This is a genomic window from Myxococcus llanfairpwllgwyngyllgogerychwyrndrobwllllantysiliogogogochensis (genome assembly GCF_006636215.1).
In the GTDB taxonomy this organism is placed as follows: Bacteria; Myxococcota; Myxococcia; order Myxococcales; family Myxococcaceae; genus Myxococcus; species Myxococcus llanfairpwllgwyngyllgogerychwyrndrobwllllantysiliogogogochensis.
Window position 1 is genome coordinate 1 of record NZ_VIFM01000027.1, and the last position, 15,044, is coordinate 15,044.

The 15,044-nt window shown below is 69.3% G+C and carries 13 protein-coding genes; 5 read left to right on the forward strand and 8 right to left on the reverse strand.

Going from position 1 to position 15,044, the window contains the following annotated elements; genetic code table 11:
* The coding region (locus FJV41_RS52135) for an Ig-like domain-containing protein (RefSeq protein ID WP_181790513.1) at positions 1–2,723 on the forward strand (2,723 nt) is incomplete at its 5' end.
* Positions 2,724–2,900: 177 nt separating this feature from the next.
* Here the strand turns inward: FJV41_RS52135 and FJV41_RS09290 are convergent.
* Together FJV41_RS09290 and FJV41_RS09295 are read right to left on the reverse strand one after the other, a co-directional pair.
* Positions 2,901–3,998 carry a saccharopine dehydrogenase family protein gene (locus FJV41_RS09290; RefSeq protein ID WP_141642077.1) on the reverse strand — a complete coding sequence of 366 codons (1,098 nt, stop codon included), beginning with the start codon at positions 3,996–3,998 and terminating at the stop codon, positions 2,901–2,903.
* A 1-nt stretch (position 3,999) separates the two neighbouring features.
* On the reverse strand, positions 4,000–4,524 hold the full coding sequence (locus tag FJV41_RS09295) for a hypothetical protein (protein ID WP_141642078.1): 525 nt from the start codon (positions 4,522–4,524) through the stop codon (positions 4,000–4,002).
* Between the two features lie 139 nt (positions 4,525–4,663).
* Here FJV41_RS09295 and FJV41_RS09300 point away from each other — a divergent pair, with 139 nt between their 5' ends.
* Positions 4,664–5,587 carry a LysR family transcriptional regulator gene (locus tag FJV41_RS09300; protein WP_141642079.1) on the forward strand — a complete coding sequence of 308 codons (924 nt, stop codon included), beginning with the start codon at positions 4,664–4,666 and terminating at the stop codon, positions 5,585–5,587.
* Between the two features lie 51 nt (positions 5,588–5,638).
* On the opposite strand, the gene FJV41_RS09305 is transcribed toward FJV41_RS09300, so the two are convergent.
* Complete coding sequence (locus FJV41_RS09305) at positions 5,639–6,712, reverse strand: FAD-dependent monooxygenase (RefSeq protein WP_246137103.1); 1,074 nt, start codon at positions 6,710–6,712, stop codon at positions 5,639–5,641.
* 92 nt (positions 6,713–6,804) lie between these two features.
* Here FJV41_RS09305 and FJV41_RS09310 point away from each other — a divergent pair, with 92 nt between their 5' ends.
* The gene (locus FJV41_RS09310; RefSeq protein ID WP_246137104.1) at positions 6,805–7,128 is read left to right on the forward strand and encodes a TetR/AcrR family transcriptional regulator C-terminal domain-containing protein; all 324 of its coding nucleotides are present in this window, start codon (positions 6,805–6,807) and stop codon (positions 7,126–7,128) included.
* A gap of 87 nt (positions 7,129–7,215) precedes the next feature.
* On the opposite strand, the gene FJV41_RS09315 is transcribed toward FJV41_RS09310, so the two are convergent.
* On the reverse strand, positions 7,216–8,097 hold the full coding sequence (locus tag FJV41_RS09315; protein WP_141642081.1) for an alpha/beta fold hydrolase: 882 nt from the start codon (positions 8,095–8,097) through the stop codon (positions 7,216–7,218).
* Positions 8,098–8,229: 132 nt separating this feature from the next.
* On the opposite strand from FJV41_RS09315, the gene FJV41_RS09320 reads away from it, so the two are divergent.
* Positions 8,230–9,246, forward strand: coding sequence for an AraC family transcriptional regulator (locus FJV41_RS09320; RefSeq protein WP_141642082.1), 1,017 nt, complete (start codon positions 8,230–8,232; stop codon positions 9,244–9,246).
* A 173-nt stretch (positions 9,247–9,419) separates the two neighbouring features.
* The gene (locus FJV41_RS09325; RefSeq protein WP_141642083.1) at positions 9,420–10,868 is read left to right on the forward strand and encodes an FAD-binding protein; all 1,449 of its coding nucleotides are present in this window, start codon (positions 9,420–9,422) and stop codon (positions 10,866–10,868) included.
* Positions 10,869–11,944: 1,076 nt separating this feature from the next.
* On the opposite strand, the gene FJV41_RS09330 is transcribed toward FJV41_RS09325, so the two are convergent.
* From FJV41_RS09330 to FJV41_RS09345, 4 genes are all read right to left on the reverse strand, one after another.
* On the reverse strand, positions 11,945–12,496 hold the full coding sequence (locus tag FJV41_RS09330) for a hypothetical protein (protein WP_141642084.1): 552 nt from the start codon (positions 12,494–12,496) through the stop codon (positions 11,945–11,947).
* Positions 12,493–13,383 (reverse strand): FecR domain-containing protein, encoded by an 891-nt coding sequence (locus tag FJV41_RS09335; RefSeq protein ID WP_246137105.1) that lies wholly within the window; start codon positions 13,381–13,383, stop codon positions 12,493–12,495. The genes FJV41_RS09330 and FJV41_RS09335 overlap by 4 nt, the downstream gene beginning before the upstream one ends.
* A 130-nt stretch (positions 13,384–13,513) precedes the next feature.
* Positions 13,514–14,074, reverse strand: coding sequence for an RNA polymerase sigma factor (locus FJV41_RS09340; RefSeq protein WP_141642085.1), 561 nt, complete (start codon positions 14,072–14,074; stop codon positions 13,514–13,516).
* A gap of 49 nt (positions 14,075–14,123) precedes the next feature.
* Entirely contained in the window at positions 14,124–15,041 is a 918-nt protein-coding gene (locus FJV41_RS09345) for a hypothetical protein (RefSeq protein ID WP_141642086.1), read from the reverse strand.
* Between the last annotated feature and the right edge of the window lie 3 nt (positions 15,042–15,044).

Here is a 15,044-nt window from a genome sequence, read left to right on the forward strand (position 1 = left end):
CTCTCCCGCCCCCGCCGGACACGCAGGCGCCCGAAGCCCCCAGCCTGGACAGCGCGCTGTCCGGCACCCCGACGAACCAGTTGCAGGTGACGCTCGCGGGCAGCAGCGAGCCGCTCGCCACGGTGCGCGTGTACTCGCAGCCCGGCTGCGGTGTCGCGCAGGTGGCGCAGGCGGTGGCGGACAGCGCGGGGGGCGTGCGCGTGGACGTGGGGCTCGCGGAGAACGCGACGCGCACCTTCTGGGCGACAGCGACCGACGCGGCTGGGAATGCCTCGCTGTGCTCCGCGCGGGGGCTCGCCATCGAGCACGACGGCGTGGCGCCCGCCGTGCCCGTGTGGGAGGGGGTGATGCCGGCCTCGCCCTCGCCGGTCGCCACGCCCACCTTCAGCGGCTCGGCCGAGCCCGGCAGCCTGGTGCGGCTGTTCACGGACGCCGCCTGTACCCTGGCGTCCGCATTCGAGCAGCGTGTGGATACGGCGGGGCGCTTCGCCATCTGGACGAATCTGGCACCGAACGCCGAGGTGGCGTTCTCGGCGCGTGCCTTCGACGCCGCCGGAAATGCCTCGGCGTGCACGGGCAGCGCACTCGCCTACCGCCACGACGATATCCCCCCGGTCGCCCCACAACTCACCGCCCTCACGCCGGCCTCACCCTCGCGCAATCGCGCGACGCAGTGGGAGGGCACGGCGGAGCCCGGCTCGCTCGTGGAGATGTTTGGTGAGGCCAGTTGCGCCGAGCCGGTGCCACCTCGGCTGACCGGCGGCAGCGCCGGCACGTGGTCCTTCCCTCTACAGGTCGAGGCGAACCTGGTCTCGCGGCGCTGGGCGCGAGCGGTGGATGCCGCGGGCAACCGCTCGGAGTGCATGTTGCTGGGCAGCTTCGAGCACGACGACATCCCTCCCCCAGCGGTGTGGCTCATCAACACCGAACCCCTCTCACCCAACAATCACACCCGGACACCCGTGGTCGTGGGCCGGGGTCCGCCGGGAACAACGGTGTGGCTGCACGGGGGTATCGCGCCCGTGCGGACCGTGGTGGACGCGAACGGAAATCTGCGCGCACAGCTCGAGGTCGGCGAGGGCACCCACTTCATCCATGCGCAGAGTGTCGACGCCGCGGGCAACGAGACCTACGCCCAGGGCTCGCGCATCTACGTCTACGACACCCAGAAGCCCGCACCGCCCTCGCAAGTACGGCACGCGGGGCTCTCGCCCGCGCTCGGCGCGCAAGGAGTGAACGTGTATGGCACCACCGAGCCCGAGGCCACCGTGCATCTGTACCTGGCTCCCGACTGCACCGGCCAGAGCGTGGGGACGGGCACGCTGTCGCCGCCGAACTCCTCGTCGCTCAGCGCGCCGCACTGGTTCACCGCGTACTCGGGGGTGCTGCCCCTGGGCACCACGGCCTTCGGAGTCACTGCCACGGACGCGGCGGGCAACACCTCGGCGTGCGCCGCCGCGGGGCAATCCTTTCAGCGCGTGGAGGCGGGACCCGCATGGCGGCCACGAGCGGGACTTGCTTTCAACAACACGAGCAGCTTCGCGACAGGGGAGCAGGGCGAAATCTTCGCCCTCACCACGACCTACGTGACGGTGGGCAGCGGCGGGCGAGTGGAGCTGCGCGTCCACCAGCGCGCGAGCGACGAGGAGGGAGCGGCGTGGAGCAGCCCGCACGTGCTCACCCTCCAGGCCCGGCGCTACGACACCTCCTCTCTCGTGACGAATGCCCGCGGGGACGCCGCGGTGGTCTGGCAGGAGGGAGAGTCCCTGGGCCCGGTGCGCCTCGCCCGCTTCGACTCCCTGCTGCAAACGTGGTCCGAGCCCGTGCAACTGACGGCGGAGGGCGCGTCAGGGGGCGAAGCGCGGGCGGCCCTGGACCCACAGGGCAACGCCGTGGCCTGCTGGAGCTCCCCAGCACCGGAGCGCCAGCTGCTATGTGCCCGCGTGCCCCGGGGAGAATCGCCAGGTGCTCCCGCGCTCATCGGCCCGCTCTACACGCCTTACGCGCGCTCCCTGGTGTTGCTCGCGGATGGGCGCGCGCTGCTCTCCTGGCAGCGCCCCGAGGCGAGGGACGGCCCCGTCGTCACGACAACGCACCTGCTGGGCGCGGATGGGACTTGGGGCCCCGCGCCGGAGCCGCTGCCGGAGGGCACCTTCCTCCTGGGTGGCGCGCCGGACGGGCGTGCCTGGGCCACCTGGAGCGACGCGCAGGGCACGTGGCTGCGACGCTTCGACGAGAGAAACGACGACTGGACGGAGCCGGAGCTCGTCGCGCCCGTGAGCCTCACACGACTGCACGTCGCGCTGGGCGGCGAGGTGGAGACCGTGCTCGGAATCACCGCCAATAACGTCGTGGCCAGCACCCGCGCGGCCGGCCAGCGCTGGGAGCCGCACAGCGTACCCCTGCCGGCCGGGACGTCATTGAGTGGCAACTCCATCGAGCTGGTGACGACCGCCGAGGGCGAGGGCTGGGTCTTCTACGAGCACGAGAAGTACGGGCCCTACTGGAGTAGAGGGGGAAGCTTCGACTGGCAGCGCGCCGCCGTCTACGCACGCCGCTTCCGGCACGAAGCCGGCTGGGAGGAGGAGCAGTTGCAGGAGGTCGAACCCACGCACCACGTCGGCATCATGGCCGCGCTAGGTCGCAAGGACGGCCGCGTCCATCTCTTCTGGTTCTACCTGGCCGACTCGATCTTCTACCGAAGCATGCGCACCTTCCGCTGAAGGGAGTCGGGCCCCGGCCCGCTCCGCTGGGGTCCCGGTTCGAATCAGGAGGGCACAACTCTGTACCTCCCCAAAATCCGGTCGCTGCGTCATTCGTTCGGTTTGTGCCGAGACTCGGCTGCTGGGATTGGGCTTCACGCCCTTCGGAGACCCTCGATACTCGCCCCGCGGTCTCGTTCACGCCACGTCGGAGGGTGGCCGGAGCCGGGCACCGGGCGCGCGTGCTTCGATGCGCCGCAGCAGGACTTCGGGCGCCGCGAACTGCTCCAGATGGAGGGCTCCTCCGGGGCGGTATCCCGTGAGCAGCGCGCGGGCGACCTCGGCCGCGACCTCTCCGGTGAGCACGGCTTCCTGCCTTCCCTCGAACGATGCCTCCCGCACACCGCGCCTGCCGGAAGCGAGCACGCCTTCCGTGCGCGCGAGGACACCGCAGACGTCTGAGCCAGCGTGGACGCGGTTCGCCAGCCCGATGAGCGCACGGCGCCCCCAGGGGACGCGCAGCCACCGCGCCGCACCGAGCCTGACGGCAAGCGCCACCAGCGAACCGAGCAGCGGAGGTTCGAAGCACAGCCATGTCGACAGAGTGGGAAGTGAAAGCGTCCGCGCGAGGGTCCGCTGGTCGGGGAAGTTGAAGCGCCATGCGCCACGCGGCCGTGAGTCTCCGGAGAAGGTGACTTCCGCGCGCTCGCGAAAGCCCTGCACGCGGTGGAGGCGGCCCTCGCGGTAGACGTCGAAGCCCACGGCGAGGTTGTCCAGCGTCCACTCCAGGGCCGCCGCGCCATGCACGTCGGCCGCTCCCATCAGCAGGAAGAGGTCCAACCGCTCCACGGACTCCATCCCCGACGCGACCCAGGCCCCCAGCAGGTTCGTCATTCCCGGCGCCACACCCACGCTGAGCACCGCGGTGCTGTCCGAGGCACGCGCCAGGGCGTCGAATCCCTCGAAGGCATCCAGCGAAGCTTGCTTCGCCGTCACATCCACATAGTCCACACCGGCCCGGAGGCAGCGCTCGGCGAAGCGGACGTCCTTCGCATCCACACACATCACCACCACGGCGGCGTCCGCGAGGAGCGACTCGGGTGCATCCGTGTCCACGTCGAAGCGAAGCCCCCGGACGCCGTGGCCCAGAGTGGCGGCAAGAGACTCAGCTCGCGCCTGGGTGCGTCCCGCGATTCGCACCCGTCCCGGGAAGGCCGGAGCCAACGCGCGAGCCACGGCCTGCCCGACCTGTCCGTAGCCCCCCACGATGACGATGGAGCCCTTGCGCGCGGCCATGTCACCGCACCTCCGCCACGTTGCGGTTCGCCCGCCCGGGGCCGCTCGTCCATCGCTCACGGAAAGCGCGCACGAGCGCCAGGAGCGCGAGCCCCGCTGGGACCGGCTGGAGCACACCGGTCAGCTCGAAGAGGACGTCGTTCGGCAGCTCGTAGGTGGGCGGTGGGAAGAGCTGAGACAGCAGGTTCGTGGGCGCGCCACCGAAGTAGAGGACATCCTTCAGCACGTGGTTGTAGAGCCCCTCGAACGCGCCAATCATCCCCACCGGCACCGCGAGCGTCGTCAGCGTGAGCACGGCGAAGGCCAGCTCCCCGCGCCATCCCCCTCGACTCGCGCGCAGCACCCTCAGCGAGGCGAGGAGGACTCCAGTGGTGACGGCGGCGACCCCCACCATGTGCAGTCGCCATGGCGTTCCGTAGAGGAGTCCACCGTAGGCGTGGTGACCGCTCGTCAGCAGCAACACCGCGAGCGAGGCCTTCACCGAGCGGCCCATGCACCCCTGGAACATCGACTGCAACCCCGTCATGACGCACCCCTCTCGCGACACGAGCCCGCTTCCGTGGGCCCACATGAACCACGCGGAGAGATGTGCCGTGTTCGCTGGTAGAGTGCGAGTGAGCCTCGAACACATCATCCATGCGGCCCACGCATCAATCCGTACCCGAATGTCACTGCCCTCGCTCTCCAACATCGACGCCTTCGTCCGTGCCGTGGAGGACGGAAACTTCACGCAAGCGGCGCGCAGGCTGCACATCACCGCCTCCGCCGTCAGCCGCCGCATCGCCCGCTTGGAGGAAGAGCTGGGGGTGCGCCTCTTCCAGCGGACGACGCGAGCGCTCAGGCTCACGGATGACGGGCGTGACTTCTACGCGCGCTGCCAGCACATCCTGGCGGAGTTGGGTGAAGCCAAGGAGTCGCTCGCCCGCTCCCGCAACCGCCCCACGGGGCGCTTGCGCGTGGAGGTGCCACAGGTCATCGGGCAGCTCGTGCTCACCCCGGCCCTGCCTCGCTTTCTCCAGGCCTACCCAGGCATCGAGCTTCATCTGACGATGCGGGACGAGGTGGTGGACCCCATCACCGAGGGCGCCGACGTGCTCATCCGCATGGGACCGCTGACAGATTCGCGGTTGGTGGCGCGCAGCCTGGCGATGACCCGGATGGTGGCCGTGGCAGCGCCTGACTACCTGAAGCAGCACGGGACACCTGCCATGCCCTCGGACCTGTCGCATCACCAGTGCCTGGGCTTCCTGCGCCAGGGCGTCGTTGGTGAGTGGCGCTTCAAGGGCCCGGAGGGCATCACACGCGTCGCGCCGCGCGGTGCATTCCATGTCAGCCAGGGAGCCACGCTGCGCGATGCCGCGGCGATGGGGCTCGGCATCGCGTGGATGATGGACTTCATGGTGACGCGCGAGCTGGCCACGGGCGCGCTCGTCACAGTGCTCGACACCTACGCCGGCGAGGAGCGCCCCATCTACCTGCTGCACCCGCCCGGCCGGCATTTGCCCTCCCGGGTGCGGGTGTTCCTCGACTTCGTGAAGACGCTCTTCGCCCACTCCCGGGCGGCGCACTCGGAGAGCAGCGCGCCCTAGCAAGCCGTTGAAGAAGTCAGCGTTGAGAACAACCGTCAGCGCCGCCTCTGCTCATTGGCCCTGGGGTGTGGCGAAAGCACCGCCATACTCGGGAAGTTCGAACGCATTGGCCGCATGGGTGACGAGCTTTTCGAACGCGCGCTCGAGCGGCTTCGAGGTGAGCATCCGGTAGAACTGGTTGCGCAGGAACAGCCCGGGCCTCGTGCGGGGGGCGAAGAAACCGCCCACGCGCTTCGCGCCGTCCTGTGCCGGTGTCGCATAGGGCCGCAGCCGGGCCTCGAAGCGCGCGAAGGCGTCGGTATGCGCCTCCGGGCTCGCGAGCAGCTCTCCCGCGAGCACATACGCGCCCACCATCGCGAGGGGCGTGCCCTGCCCTCCAAGCGTGCCACCCCATGCCGCGTCTCCGAGCAGCACCACGCGGCCCTGTGAGTACCGCGCGAGCCGCACGGAGCCGACGGCGTCGAAGTAGACGTCCTCCGCCTCACGAAGCCCCTCCACCAACTGCCGCGTCTTCCACCCCGCGCCCGCGAAGGCCGCGGAGACCGCGTCGCGCGCCGCGGCCGGGGAACGTTCGTGTGGGCCGAGAGGCGCACCGGTGAAGACGAACAGCGCGCGGACCTGCTCCACATCATGAGCGCTGGTGACGCTGACGCCACGCCCCGGCTCGCTGTAGATGACGCCGCGCTGCCTCAGCCCCAGCGCGTTCGGCAGGGTGCAGCCCACGACGCGGTAACCATGGTGCCTCAGACAGTCATGGGCCGCGCCGAAGAGCAGCGAGCGCACGTTCGAGCGAAGCCCATCCGCGCCCACCACCAGGTCGAAGCGCCGCGGGGCGTGCTGTTCGAACTCCACCTCCACGCCGCTGGGTGTCTCGCGCAGCGCGGTGGGTGCGTCCCCGAAGAGGTACTCCACCGTCTCTCGCGTGCGCTCGAAGAGCAGTTGGCAGAGGTCTCCACGCTGAAGCTCGACGTCGCCGCTCATCATCAGCGCGGGCAGGTCCACCAATGTCCGGCCCGTGGCATCGAGGAGGGCCTGCGTCCCCAATCGCGTCCGCCGTTCGTGGATCGCCTCCCACAGCCCCATGCGCTCGAGCACGCTCCGGTGCACGGGGCCTCGGAAGTCCACGGCCTGCCCGCCGGTGCGCAGCGAGTGGGCGCGCTCGACTGAACCTCACGCGGCCCCAGCCACAGCCGGGGGCGCTCGCCTTCGCGGACTGGGTGATGCGCGCGCTCCAGGAGACGCAGCTCCCGGCGCAGGAGATGATGCGCGTCCACATACTGCTCCACACGTTCGTGCAGGGCATCGCGGTCAACCTCGAGGCCGAGGCCGACGCCATCGCACAGACAGGCATGAACGACGAGGAGTTCATGCGGCAGACCGAGTCCAGCTTCCTCCGCCTCGCGACGTCGGGGCGCTTTCCGCATTTCGCGAAGGTGCTCGCCGACCTGCACACGGGCTTCGACCTGGACTTCGACGAGCTGTTCGAGCTGGGACTGCGCATGTGTCTCGACGGCCTCGAAGCACGGCTCGCGAGGCGGTAGGGGCTCGGCCAGCGTGCGCCAGCGGTGCCATGGCCCCACACAGTCACCTGGCGGTTCAATCTGGCCGAGCAGCTCGACCGTGCGGCCTCAAGCCACGGGGTGGGGCTTCGCGAGGAACTCCGTGAGCAATGGGGCCACGGCGTCGGGACGCTCGTAGTGAGGCAGGTGCCCGGCTTCGTCGATGATGTGGAACTCCGCGTGAGGCAGGGCCGCGTGGACCTCTTCGGCGATGTGGAGGGGCGTGATTCGGTCGTCGCGGCCCCACAGCAGCAGCGTGGGTACGCGGCGCCTGGCCACACGGTGGAAGACAGGTGCAGCGGTGTGGATGGCCATGTGTCGCAGGGTCGAGAGCAGCGCGTGGCCAAATCCCGTGATGCGCGTGGAGGGAAGGAAGCGAGCCTCGAGTTCCGGAATCAGCTCGGGGCGGCGTGAATAGCCCGGCAGCCGTGCTCGCAACTGCCGCTCGCCCATCACCGCGAAGAGGGCCTCACCCAACACGGGCACGTGCATGAGCCGGACACCAAGCGACAGCTTCGTTCCGAAGCCATCCGGCTCGATGAGGCACAGGCTCCGGACGCGCTCGGGATTCCGGTCCACGTACTGCACCGCCAGCAGCCCGCCGAAGGCGAGTCCCACCAGATGCACCGGGGCGTGGAGACCCAGCGCGGCCAGCAACTCAGTGAGCTGCCGCTCATACAGCTCCGGGCCGTACCTCACGTTCGGTCGGTCCGAATACCCTCGGCCGAACAAGTCGTAGCGCAGCACCCGGTGACCCGCGCGCACGAGCGGCTCGACAAGGGGCTCCCAGATGAACAGCGGCAGTGTGGCACCGGGAATCAACACCACGGTGGAGCCGCCTTCGGGGCCGTCCAGCAGGTAGTGTGTTTGCCCCTCGCTCAGGGCGATGAATCGGCCCGGGGCCTCCGCCCGGAGCCGCGCGTCGAGGGGAACTGACGGAGGGGTTCGCATGGCCAGTGAGTAGCGCCGGGCCCCGTGGCTCGGAAGGGACCGCTGGCGACGAAGAGGGGACCTCTTGCGCCACCTCGCTCGCTTGAGCCGGCTCCGTGTTGTGCGTAGCGTCCGGAAGACGAGGGCATCACCATGGCCACCCCCAGTATCTCCACGAGATTGCCCCGGCTCATCCTGGACACGGTCGCGGCGAAGGGCGTGAACGCCGACGCCCTGGCTCGCCGTGCCGGAGTGGACCGGACACGGTTGACGGACGCGCACACGCGAATCGCCCTGCCTCGTGGCGACCTGCTCTGGGAGAATGCCGCCGCGGCTGTCGGCGACCCGCACTTCGGGCTCCATCTGGCCACGACCTTCGAGCCCGGCCAGTTCGACCTCTTCGACTATCTGTGCCGGACCGCCGCAACCCTGGGGGCGGGGCTCCACCTCGCAAGCCGTCACTTGCGGTTGCTGCATGATGGCGCCGAACTCAGCCTCACGTTGTCTGAGAGCCGCGCGACGCTGCGCTACCACTGCCCGAACCACCCCGCCGGGCCTGGACGGCAGGAGGCGGAGTTCACGCTCGCGCGGCTCCTGACCTTCGCGCGCGAGGCCACCGGCCAGCCGTTGATTCCCTTCCAGGTGGGCTTCACCCAGGCGGCCCCGCGTGGGCGGAACGTCCTCGCCGAGGCCTTCGGTACGACGCGACTGGCCTTCCGTCAGGAGTCCTGCACGCTCACGCTGCCCCGGGACATGCTCTCCCTTCCCCTGCGCCAGGCGGATGGCGGATTGCACGCCCTGCTCCTTCGCCACGTGGACCTGCTGGCACGCGAGGCGACGCCCCCCGTGGGCTGGCGTGAGCGGCTCCATGCCCAGGTGGAAGAGGAAGTGGAGCGAGGAGAGCCGTCGCTCGCCCGCGTGTGCGCGCGCCTGGGAATGAGCCCGCGCGGTCTCCAGCGCCGACTCAAGGCAGCGGGGCGGACATTCCGCGAAGTGACCGAGGACGTCCGCCTGGAGAAGGCCCGCCGCCTGCTTGCCGACGACTCGCTCAACGTCGCGGGTATCGCGGAGCGCGTGGGCTATTCGGATGCACGAGCCCTGCGACGCGCCTTCCAGCGATGGACGGGGATGAGCCCGGGACGCTACCGCCGGAGTACGTCCGCCGCGTGAGCCGTGGGCGCTCTGGGCTCGCGATTTCGGGTGTGCCGTGGCGCGGAGCGGTTCCCATTCGTTCCGTGCTCGGAACGGGTGCGTTGCACACCATGCGTTCGCGCCCGAGGAGAGGGCAATTGTTGGGGGGAGCGGCCTCGGGCTAGAAGTCTCCGACGAAGAAGGAGGAGTGAATGTCGAGTCGAACCGTCTCCCGGAGGACGTTGCTCCAAGGTGCGTTGGTGGCCGTGGCATTCAATCCCCTGAGCCGAAGCTGGGCCTCCACGCTGGAGGCGGGCTCGGCCCCGCTGCCGCCACTCGATGGCGAATTGCTGATGGACACGGCGTCGCGGACCGCGGCCTCGGAGGACTTCGGCCACATCCTCCACCGCACGCCGTGGGCGGTGCTCGTTCCGGGCTCGGTGAAGGACATCGTGGCCATGGTCCGCTTCGCGCGGCGCCAGGGCCTGAAAATAGCCGCCGCTCGGGGCCTCGGTGAGAGCCACAGCACCTTCGGCCAGTCCCAGGTGGCGGCGGGCATCGTCATCGACATGTCCACGCTGTCGACCATCCACGAGATTGACGAGGACAGCGCCTGGGTGGATGCGGGCGTCCGGTGGCACGAGTTGCTCCAGGCCTCGCTTCCGTGCGGCAAGAGTCCGCCGGTGCTGACCGACTACATCGAGCTGAGCATCGGTGGGACGCTGTCGGCGGGGGGCATCGGCGGACAGGCGTTTCGCTGGGGCCTCCAGGTGGACAACGTCCTGGAAATGGACGTCGTCACGGGACGGGGGGAGCTCGTGCGGTGCTCGCGCTGGCGTGAGCGGCCCCTGTTCGACGCCGTGCGCTCGGGACTGGGCCAGTTCGGCATCATCGTGCGCGCGAAGGTGCGGCTCGTCGAAGTGCCGCCCCGCGCCCGGACGTACACCGCTCTGTACACCGACCTCCACCGCTTCATGGAGGACCAGCGGCGGCTCATCGAGGACGGTCGCTTCGACTACGTCGAGGGCTCCGCCGTCACCTCCAACGGGGGCCGGGCGTATCAGCTCGAGGTGGTGAAGTACTTCACCCCGGGCTCGGAGCCGAACGATGCGAGACTGCTCGCGGGCCTGGGCTTCCAGCCGGGAACGCTCCAGGTGAGCGACGGCAGCTACTTCGACTTCGCCAACCGGCTCGCGCCGTTGGTCGAGCTGCTCAAGCAACTCGGCGTCTGGGGTTTCCCCCATCCGTGGCTGGACATGTTCGTCCCCGCCCGGTCCGCCGAGGCCTTCGTCCAGGAGGTCCTCTCACAGACCACCGAGGCCGACATGGGACAGGGGCCCATCCTGCTCTACCCCTTCCGCGCCTCGGAGCTGACCGCGCCCTTCCTGCGCACGCCCAACGACAGACACGTCTTCCTCTTCTCGCTGCTGCGCACCGCCATTCCACCGACGCCGGAGAACGTCGCCTCCCTCGTGCGGAAGAACCGCGCCATCTTCGACCGGCTCACGGCCATCGGCGGGAAGATCTATCCCGTGGATGCCGTGCCTATGAGTTCCGGCGACTGGCGCCGCCACTTCCACCCCGCCTGGGAGCGGTTCGAGCACGCGAAGGGGCGCTACGACCCGGACCGCATCCTCACGCCGGGACAGGGCATCTTCTGAGCGACACCCCGCCTGTTGTGAGACCACCAGCAGGCGGGGAGCGGAACGAGGGACGCTGACTGGCTGACCCAACGTATGGGAGATGCCCCTTCGCACTCGCCGCACCAGGCTCTGCGCGCCAGCAAGCACTGCATGGCGCGCATGGAGACAGCAGCCTCCGTAGGGCCGTCTCTCTCAGGTTCTCTGCGCACACAGAGCCGAACAGCACGAAAGCAGCCGTCCCTGCGCGAAACTAGCAGTGCCAACGGCGAGCCCTGCCGCGTTGAATGCCCGGAGATGGACTTCAGTGCGCTCCTTTGCCTGCCGAGGACGCAGGCGCGTAGGATTGGCATAAGCGCAGGGCAGCAGGTCGGCTTCGATTCCAACACCAGAGGCGCGAGGCGGGACGCATCAGCCACAGGGGCCGCGTCCCAGTAGCGGCGACTCATGGGAGGAATCATGTCGAGTATTCTCAAGGGCATGCTTGCGGCAATCCTGCTGGTGGGCTGTGGCACGGAGGAGGAAGTCGACTCATCGACCGAGCTCGAGTCCAGAGAGGATGCAATCTATGCCTGCGTTGTAGGGGCCGCGCCCTATTCGCTTTGCAATGGCACCGGCGGCACATGTGTCTATGTCAAGAATGGAAGCCGCAATGCGGACTGCCGCCCAAGGTGCGGAGTCGGGTGTGGAACAGAGCCCGAGGAATGCTGCATTGGGTATGGGCCCTTTGACTATTGCGAGCTGAACAGGGGCTGCCTCAACTACCCGCCCCCTGGGCTCCCCTGACATTCAGGGAGGACCGTCCGCATCCCTGAGTTCGGGCGAAGTCAGAATCAATCGCGTGGACATCGTCGACGTTGAAGCCCGGGCTTCCACCTGTTTGTGGGACCACCGTCCTCAGCCCTATCAGGGGCCGAGGGCGGTGCGCCTACCCCAAACCTGGTCGCCGCGTCATGGGGTGCGCCAAGGCCGCCATGGGCAACGCGTCAATGCAATTGAGTGAGTCGCGCATGTCATCGCTCTGCCTGGGCTGGCAAAACGGAGCCGGAAGCACCGAGGGCACCGCGCAACCTTGAGAGTGGAAGCTCAGGAACTGCTCAAGGTGCGCTCAATGCCTGAACGACCAGCACATCCAGCTCGATGACCTCGCCAAGGACGCCCTCGGCGCCAGTCACTGCCACGGACATCCGTTCCGTTCCCGCTGGAGCCGTCAGCTCGCGCGCGGTCCGGACCCACTTGGAGGAAAGCACCGGGCTGGAGAGCAGGTCCGACTGCAGCTCCCGGCCGCTTGCATCGCGCCAGCTGACCCGCATCTCGGCGACCGGGGAGCGCTCCGACATCCCGCGCACCCAGAACGAAGCGCGGTGCACCCCCGGGGATGCGGCGAACCCGGGCCAGTTGTCGAGGTGCACGCCCCAGCCATACGGCTCGGTCACCTCCACTCGAAGGACTGCTTCACCTTCTCTCGCGTCGGTGGACGCTCTCGAAGCGGTGACGCCGTACCACGCAATCCAGGCGCCAGGCCCCGTCTCCAGGGAAGCCGACTCGGCATCGAGCAGATTGGACGTCGCCGAATGGTCGATGATGGCGGGCTCGCACGCGGTCAGCGCCGCTGCCAGCCACAGCAGGCTCCAGCCTCCCCGTTTCATCGCGCGCTCTCGCGGTCTCGGCCCTCGCAGGCCAGCGTCCCACGGGCACGCTGGACCGCCTCCGCGTAGTGCCCGCGCTGGAACTGCTGTTCGTGCCGGGCCCAGTGGGAGCAGGCACGCCGCGCGTCCTTGAGCTGGTACGTCAGCAACGAGCCCAGCTCGAAGCTCAGGCGCTCCCGCGTCGCCACCGGCTGCTTGCGCATCGCCTCCTCAAGGTACCTCGCCGCTTGCTCGAACTCGTGCCGACCGCGAAGGACCTCCAGCTCTCGCAAGACGTCCTCCGCGCTCGGAGTACGAACCGGAGTGGAGGGAACGCGCGTGGGAGCAAGCTTCGGACTGGGCGCCGCCAGCGGTGCGGGCCTTCCCGACTCGGGAGGCGCAGGCTCGGAAAGGGCTGGCTCGGAGGGCACGGCCACCGGCCACGCCAACGTCTGCCCCACCTCCACTGGAACCACGCCGCCATTGAGCCCACGAAAGGCAATGGCACCTTCGTGCAGGGTGACGGTGCCTTCCCCTCCCCGCTCCTCCACCGTGAAGCGCGTGCCCATCACCTCGATGGCGCCGCCCGACACGAGCACGACGGCGGGGGGCGCGCCTGGCTGGCGGTGATTCACCGAGAACTCCGCGCGACCGTGGACCAGTCGCACGCCGGAGGGTTCACGACGAACGACGAGCGGCCCCTGGTTCCGGAGGGTGATGCCTCGGGCCACGTCCATCAGGGCGGCCTCGCCTCCTTGAATCACCACACCCGCGGCATCTTCCCGCGCCATGAGGTCCACACTGGCCCGCGCGACCTCGAGTCCCCCGAGAGAGCGCGAGGAGGGAGCCCGCATGAAGAACACCACGAAGGCCAGCGCCACCGCCGACGCGACGAGTCCCCAGTACACGGGACGCCTGTGCCATGCGGGCTTCGGCGCGCGTGAGTTCCGCAACCGCGACCACAGTCGAGCCCGGACGGCGGGTGGCATCCCTTGCTCGCGGCGGAGCGGGTCTTCACGCCGGAGCTCTGCACGGAAGTCACGGGGAGCCATCATCCACCTTCCATCCCCAGGCCGTCAGACGGCCCTGGGCGCGGCTGATCAACTTCGACACGTAGCCTTCTGACAGCGAGAGGAGCTGGGCAATCTCGCGCTGGCTCAGGTCGTCCAGAAGCTTCAAGGTCATCACCACCCGCTCCTGCCCCGGCAAGCGGTCCAACGTCGCCGTGGCGCTGCGCAACGCCTCGCGCCGCACGAGGGCCGCCTCCGGCGTGGACTCCGTCTCCGCGGGGTGCACAGGAAACAAGAGTTCGGCGATGCGCTGTCGGAACGTCTTCTCGCGCCGCAGGGCGGAGAACGCCACGTTCTGCGTGACTCGAAAAAGCCAGCCCCTCACATCCTCCTCGCGCAGCCAGGCCTGGTGCTCCCACGCCTTGAGGAAGACGTCATGTGCGACGTCTTCAGCCCAGCCCGACCGACCCGCCGCATACCGCATGGCCCAGACGTAGACGTCCTCGGCGTGCTCCTCGTAGAGCGTGTCGAATGACACAGGCCGGGCAGGCAGGGCGAGCGGGGCCTTTGAGTGCGGAGCACGCGACATCCATCACCTGCGAACCTACGAATGAAGCGGGAGAAACTTTCCTCGGAGGCTACTGCCCCCAAGAAAGCTGGGCGCCGGTTTCGAGCCTCACCCCTCCCCGAGACCACAGTGTCTCGCCCTCGCGCACATGCGTCACGGGCCGCAGCACCCCCAGGGCCACGCGCAACTCCGCCGCGAGACGCTCGGTGAACCGCCACCGGAGCTTCATCCGGGCCCAGCCCGCGGGAGACACCTGGGTACCGGTCCGGCCCGACGCCCAGGCGTCCTCGAGTCGGAAGGTGTGGAGGACGAGGCCCGCGCCCACACCCGGTTCGAGCTGCAGGCGCTCCGCCACGGGGAGCCGATAACTGAAGAAGGCGCCACCTTGCGCCTCGAACACGGTCAGCGCCGCATCGCGGGACACCCCGAGCCCCGCCTCCGCCTCCAGGCCGAAGGCCCCCAGGCCCCGCCTGACGGAGAGCAGGAGGTGTGGATCGACTCCAGGTCCGTGCCAGAGCGTCCCCAGCCCCAGGCCCAGGTCCAGCTCGGGGCGCGCTGGGGCGGCAGCCACCTCCACGGGAGGCTGGAGCACGAACTCGGGCAGAGGCGGCTCCGGCTCGGGCGGCTCCGGCTCGGGCTGCACCGCCCGCGTCATCTCGGAGAGCTTCTGTGCGACCTCCAGATGAAGCTCCGCGATGGAACCCCGTCCCACTCGGACGCCCTGTTCCACCCGTTGCCGCGGCCCGACGGCCTCGAGCAACAGCCCTTCGGGAGTGCGGCTCGCACGCAGTCGAAGCTGGGCCGGACTCTGTGGGGAGACGACCGCGAAGCCCTCCTGAATCAGCCGCAGGGCCACCTTGCGCTCCAACTCCACCGCGTCCCACCGCCGATAGTCCTGCTCAGGAAGCGCGCGCAGGTCGAACGACACCGACACCACCGGGGACTGGGTCAGGGCGACGAGGGAGAACGCGCAGAACAGAGCAAGCATGCG